General features: G+C 72.8%; 5 protein-coding genes and 1 pseudogene. 2 read left to right on the plus strand and 4 right to left on the minus strand.

Annotated features, from left to right (window positions below; translation table 11 throughout):
- Positions 1-73 precede the first annotated feature (73 nt).
- Both Q7F20_RS05370 and Q7F20_RS05375 read left to right on the plus strand, forming a co-directional pair.
- Entirely contained in the window at positions 74-1,012 is a 939-nt protein-coding gene (locus Q7F20_RS05370; RefSeq protein ID WP_305739084.1) for an aldo/keto reductase family oxidoreductase, read from the plus strand.
- A 23-nt stretch (positions 1,013-1,035) separates the two neighbouring features.
- Positions 1,036-1,548: a GNAT family N-acetyltransferase gene (locus Q7F20_RS05375; RefSeq protein ID WP_305739085.1), complete on the plus strand. Its 513-nt coding sequence runs from the start codon at positions 1,036-1,038 to the stop codon at positions 1,546-1,548.
- A 116-nt stretch (positions 1,549-1,664) separates the two neighbouring features.
- On the opposite strand, the gene Q7F20_RS05380 is transcribed toward Q7F20_RS05375, so the two are convergent.
- From Q7F20_RS05380 to Q7F20_RS05395, 4 genes and pseudogenes are all read right to left on the minus strand, one after another.
- Entirely contained in the window at positions 1,665-1,868 is a 204-nt protein-coding gene (locus Q7F20_RS05380; protein ID WP_305739086.1) for a hypothetical protein, read from the minus strand.
- Positions 1,869-1,914: 46 nt separating this feature from the next.
- Complete coding sequence (locus tag Q7F20_RS05385) at positions 1,915-2,145, minus strand: hypothetical protein (RefSeq protein ID WP_305739087.1); 231 nt, start codon at positions 2,143-2,145, stop codon at positions 1,915-1,917.
- 34 nt (positions 2,146-2,179) lie between these two features.
- Positions 2,180-5,347 carry a GH92 family glycosyl hydrolase gene (locus Q7F20_RS05390; RefSeq protein WP_305739088.1) on the minus strand — a complete coding sequence of 1,056 codons (3,168 nt, stop codon included), beginning with the start codon at positions 5,345-5,347 and terminating at the stop codon, positions 2,180-2,182.
- A 47-nt stretch (positions 5,348-5,394) separates the two neighbouring features.
- Positions 5,395-6,000: pseudogene (locus Q7F20_RS05395) on the minus strand (hypothetical protein); the annotation flags it as partial.

Here is a 6,000-nt window from a genome sequence, read left to right on the forward strand (position 1 = left end):
GCCTCCCGACCCGTCCGATGCGGGTACGGACAGGGCCTGCCTGCCGGCCTGGAGCGATGGCAGGATCGAGGGCGTGAAGACACTGGAGTTGCCACAGACGGACCTCACCGCCTCCGACGTGATCGTCGGCCTGATGCGGATCAACGACATGAGCGACGAGGACATCCGGTCGCTGTACGCCGCCTCGCGCGATGCCGGCGTGACGATGTTCGACCACGCCGCGGTGTACGGCGAGTGGCACGGCTGCGAGGCGCGGTTCGGCTCGGCCGTGACGCTGTCGCCGGCCGAGCGGGCCGAGATCGTGCTGCAGACCAAGGTCGGGATCCGTCCGACCCCGCACGGCGCGTACTTCGACTTCTCGTACGAGCACATCATCGAGTCCGTCCACGAGTCGCTCGAGGCACTGCGGACCGACTACGTGGACGTGCTGCTCCTGCACCGTCCCGATGCCCTGGTCGAGCCGGACGAGGTGGCGAAGGCCTTCGACGAGCTGCACGCCGCCGGCAAGGTGCACCACTTCGGCGTCTCGAACCACACGCCGGGGCAGGTCGAGCTCCTCAAGCGCTCGGTGCAGCAGCCGCTCGCCTTCAACCAGGTGCAGCTGAGCATCACGCACGCGAACGTCATCGCGCAGGGCGTCACGGCGAACATGGCCGGACTCGACCAGTCGATCGACCGCGACAACGACATCCTCAACCACTCGCGCCTGAACGACATCACGCTGCAGGCCTGGTCGCCGTTCCAGAAGGGGTTCTTCGACGGCGTCTTCCTCGACGACCGCGAGCACTACGCCGAGCTGAACGACGTGCTGGACGAGCTCGCGGCCGCGCACGGCGTCACCCCGACGGGGATCGCGGTGGCGTGGATCACCCGGCACCCCGCGCACTTCCAGGTCGTCCTCGGCACGACGAACCCACAGCGCGTGCGGGACTCGGCCGCCGGGTCGGACGTCGTGCTCTCCCGCGAGGAGTGGTACCGGGTGTTCACCGCCGCGGGGCACACCGTTCCCTGAGCCGATCGGGCAGGGTGGGACCCGTGCTCCGCGACCTCACCCTGCCCGTCACCCTCGCCACACGCTCCGGCGCCGTCACCGTCCGCGACGCCTCGCCCGAGGACCTCGACGCCCTGACGGCACTGCTGTCGGACGACCCGATCAGCGCCGCGCGCGGGGACGTCGCCGCGCCCGAGGACGAGCCGCTGTACGCCGCCGCGCTCCGGGCGATCGTCGCGGACCCGGCGAACGCGCTCCTCGTCGTGACCGACGAGCGGGACGTCGTCGTCGGCACGCTGCAGCTCACGAGGATCCCCGGGATGGCCCGGCGTGGATCCGCCCGGCTGCTCGTCGAGGCCGTCCGGGTGAGCAGTGCCGTGCGCTCCGGTGGGATCGGCAGCGCGGTGATGCGGTGGGTGATCGACGTCGCGGCGCGGGAGCTCGGGACGTCGCTCGTGCAGTTGACCTCCGACGCCGACCGGACCCAGGCGCACCGGTTCTACGAGCGGCTGGGGTTCACGGGCTCCCACGTCGGGTTCAAGTACCGGGTGCGCTGAGGTTCTTCCCAGAACGTCCACGATGCAAGGTGTTCTCGCGCGTACCTGGTCAGAACTTCTGACCAGCAACGCGCGATCCGACCGGGTACGCCGCGGCCAGCGCCGGCGAAGGGGGGTCAGTCGGTGTGGGTGGGGGTGCTCGGGACCGCTACGTCGACGGGCGACACCCCCGCGGGGTCGGCGGACGCCCCGCCGACGACGTCGAACGTGATGCCGAGCTCGGCAGCCGTCTCCTCGTCGAGCTCGAGCCCGTCCTGCTTCACCTGGTCCTCGGGGATGGCACGGCCACCGGACGGGTCCCACGAGTTCGCGATCGACATGCGCCCGAGCGTGCCCGACGCACTTGGCAATCGCCCTGGAAACGCGTCAGAGGTCGTCCGGGTGCAGGCGGTCGCCGGCCTGCGGGCGCCGGAACACCGGACCGCCGCCGGCCTCGTCCTCGTCCTCGTGGTGGACGGGCGAGACGCTCGGGTCACCGGCGGCGGGACCGACGTCGGCGCCGCGGTCCTCCTCGATCTGGAGTTCGTCCTCGTCGGAGCCGTCCACGGGGATCGAGCGGCCGGGCTGTTCGGGATCGAAGGGTGTGCTCATCGACATGGGGTGAGCATCCTCCGCAAGGGTGAACGACGGGTCAACGCTGTCCGTCCGCCGCGATCAGCTCGAGCTGTGTGAGCGGGAGGTCGGAGACCGCAGTGACCGTGAAGGCCGTGCCGGTGCCCTGCAGCCGGAACACCCGGGTCTGCCCCGCCCAGTCGAACACCGCGTCCTGCACGGTGACCCGGGTGTCGCCGACCGCCGCGTCCCACGAGTAGACCCCGGCCTCCGCGGCGGTGACGGTGTACAGCGAGGTCGGGACCGGTGGGACCTCGAACGACACCGAGGTCCCCGCCGTGACGGGTGTGACGGTCCGACCCGCGTCGTCGCTCAGCGGCGAGAGGCCGACCGGCAGCAGGTCGACGGGAGTGTCCCGGTACCCGTGCACGTCGGACGCCGACACCGGGCGGCTGTCCGACGCCCAGCCCTGTGGCTCGGCGGTCAGCGTGAACACGATGCTGGACGCCGACACCACGACCGAGTGCGGGATGCTGACCGACGTCCAGGGCTCCCCGTCGACGGTGACGGAGGCGATGAACCGTCCGTCGGAACGCGTCTCGATGACGGTGGGCGTGGGCCCGGGCTGCCGCAGCACGGCCCGGCGGACCGACGGCGGGACGAGGACGTAGGTGCCCGTGGACGGCGCCAGCGGGTAGAGCCCGATCGTCGCGAAGACGTACCAGGCGCTCATCTCGCCGTTGTCCTCGTCGCCGGGGTAGCCCTGGCCGAGGTCCGAACCGACGAAGAGTCGCTCGAGCGCCTCGCGGACGAGGCGGTGCGCGTCGTCGTGCCGCCCGGTGAACATCGGGAAGAACGGGATGTGGTGCGCTGGCTGGTTCGACAGCCCGAGCATCCCCATCCGCACGTCGCGGGCCTCGGTCATCTCGTGGATCGGGAAGCCGTACGACCCGGAGCGGGCGGTCGCACCGGTCCCCGGGGTGGCGAAGAAGGCGTCGAGCGCGGCGTCGAACCGGGACGCGCCGCCGTGCAGGTCGACGACCCCGGCACCGTCGTGGGGAGCGGTGAAGGCCGTCCCCCACGCGTTCGTCTCGGTGTAGTCGTCGCCCCAGTCACGCGGGTCGAACTCGGTGCCGACCCGCCACGACCCGTCCGGGTCGCGGCCGATGAAGAACCCGCGTTCGGAGTCGAACACGTTCCGGTACTGCAGGGAACGACGGGCGAACCACTCCGCCTCCGCCTCCCAGCGGGCGAGGTCGGCCGACGTCCGGGCGCGCGAGGCGAGCAGGCCCGCCATGACGGCGAGCCCCCAGTCGTTGATGGCCGCGTCGAGGGTCCAGCTCATGCCCTCGTGGGTCGCGGTGTCGACGTGGCCGCGGAAGGCACCCGGGAGGCTCCCCTTGCGTCCCACACGCTCGTCCCGCGGCGGGACGGTCGCGTTCCGCACCGCGCTCCGGTAGGCCTGCTCCAGGTCGAACCCGGGGACGCCCTTGACCGCGAGGTCCGCGAAGACGGTGTCGCTCGTGGTGCCGGTCATGCAGTCCTCGGCGCCGGGGGCGCTCCACCGGGGAGTCCATCCACCGTCGTGGTGGTGCTCGACGAATCCCTGCGCGAGGTCGCCCGCCGTCTCCGGGGTGAGCAGGGCGAGGAGCGGCCACGCCGTCCGGTAGGTGTCCCAGAACCCGTTCGTGGTGGTGAAGGGCCCGTCGACGATCTCGGGGCCCGGCTCGTCGCGGATCGGCTCGGCCTGCACGGCGCCGTACGGGGAGCGGTGCCGGGGAACCCCGTCGCGGGCGGTCTCTCCCGCACGGTTCGGGTAGAGGAACAGCCGGTACAGCCCCGAGTACAGGCTCGTCAGCTGGTCGGGGGTCGCGCCCTCGACGGAGAGCGTGGCGAGTTCGTCGGTCCAGAGCTGCTCACCCCGGGCCCGCATGGTGTCGAACGGGCCGGCGGCGTCGAGGTTCGCGCGGGCGTCCTCGAACGAGACCGTGGAGATGCCGAGCAGGACGTCGGTGCCTCCGGCGTCGTCGGACAGCGACAGCCAGCCGCGGAGCTGCTGCTCGCCGACCGTGGTGTGGTCGGCCGTCACGCCGGGGACCCGCAGGTGCACGAAGTGGGGCGGCGTGCCCGGACGATCGTCGAGCAGGGCCTCGACCACGGCCGCACCGTCCGTGACCGTCACCGAGACCTCCGAGACCCGGCCGTGGTGGTCGAGCACGAGACTCCGGGTGCCGGTGAACCGGAAGCCGAGGGCGAACTCCCCCGCGGTCATCTCGGCCGTGACGCCGCCGTCGAGCTCGACCCGGTACCGGTGGGGGCCGTCCAGCTCGTGGTCGTGGTCGAAGCCGAGCGCGCGGGCGCCGCGATCGGGGTCGGGGGTGTCGAGCGGGGAGGGCATGACCTGGAACACGCCGCGGTCCCCCATCCACGGTGACGGGATGTGGCTCGTCGCGAACGCCTGGATCGCCGGGCGGACCCGGCCCGTCGCGTCGGTGCGGTCGTGCTCCTGGTAGGCGTAGGGCCAGCGGTTGCTCGAGGCGTCGGTCATCGGCAGGCCGAAGACCCCTCCGTGCGGGATGCCGACCAGCGGGGCGTTGTTGCCGCGGGAGAACCGTGCGGACGCCTGCGTGCCGCGGGTCGTGCGGACGTGGTCGAGCGGGGTGCGCGGGGCGGGGCGCGCGGGTCCGATGCGGACGGCGTCGAGCCAGCCGCGCAGGTGCCGACGGGACCCGTCGTCGACGCTGGAGGCGGTGGTCGGACCCGATCCGGCTGCGATCGTGGGGTGCGGGGCGGAGCCGAGCCGCGCCTCCAGGCGGTCCACGACCCGACCCGCGAGCGGCGTGAGGTCCACCGATCGACGGTTCCACTGGTCGACCCACTGCTTGCGTGCGGCGTCCTGCGCCCGCGGTGTGAGCGCGTCGCCGTACTGGTCGCGCGCGGTGTCGCTCAGCCGGGTGCCGTCGGTGCAGACCAGGTCGAGCGCGAACGCGGTCGCGTCCCAGAAGTGCGGCAGGTCGTCCTCGGTCGGTTCCGTCGCGCCGTCCGGCAGCACGCGCTCCGGGAACCACACCCACGAGAGCTCGTCGCCCGACTCGATCGTCCGACCGTCGAACCCCGGGACGATCGCCTCGGCGACGTCCTCGCCGGCGGGCCGCTCGACCAGCCAGCCCTCCGCCGAACCGAAGCCGACACCGTTCCGCGCGGCGACGGCCGTCGTCGGGCCACCGCTCCGTTGCAGTTCTCGCACCGGACCAGCGTATTTGGTCCACCGTCTGGAGGAAAACCCCCGGCGTGTCAGCCCTTCTTGTGCCCCGGCGCGTTCGACGAGTTCCCGGGGCCCTGCCGGGGACCGCCCTTGCCGCTGGTGTCGACGGCCGGGTCGGCGCCGCCCTGCGGTGTCTGCACCGGGTTCGACGCCGGGCTCGACGGCTGCGGCCCCACCGAGGGATCGTCCGCCGGGTCGCTCGGCTGTGCCGGCTCGGAGGGCTGCTCGGACGGCTGCTCCGCCGGTTCGCTCGGCTGCTCGGCCGGTTCGGACGGCTGCTCCGCCGGTTCGGACGGCTGCTCCGCCGGCTCGCTCGGCTGCTGGTCGTCCGTCGAGGGCGAGCTCGAGCTCGAATCCGTCGGTGCCGGCGTCGGCCCGTCGTCCCCGTTCAGGGCGAACACGGCGACGACGATGCCGGCGAGCACGAGCACGCCGACCACCACTGCCGCGATGATCGGTCCGCGACGGCGGCGAGGTCGGTCGTCCGGCGTCGGTGCCGGGGGTGCGGCGACCGGGCCGCGCGGGCCTCCGGAACGGCCGACCGCCCCGGTCGCACCGTCCGCACTGCGGGCCGCCTGGGCGCCGAGCACCGTGGTCGCGACGTCGTCGGAGGCGTTCGGCCGCTGCGCGTCCAG

The sequence above is a fragment of the Curtobacterium sp. A7_M15 genome, assembly GCF_030705415.1.
In the GTDB taxonomy this organism is placed as follows: Bacteria; Actinomycetota; Actinomycetes; order Actinomycetales; family Microbacteriaceae; genus Curtobacterium.

Excerpts from the sequence above, each read along its gene's own strand:
- Q7F20_RS05380 (WP_305739086.1), bottom strand. The coding sequence starts at position 1,868 with ATGTCGATCGCGAACTCGTGGGACCCGTCCGGTGGCCGTGCCATCCCC.
- Q7F20_RS05385 (WP_305739087.1), bottom strand. The coding sequence starts at position 2,145 with ATGTCGATGAGCACACCCTTCGATCCCGAACAGCCCGGCCGCTCGATC.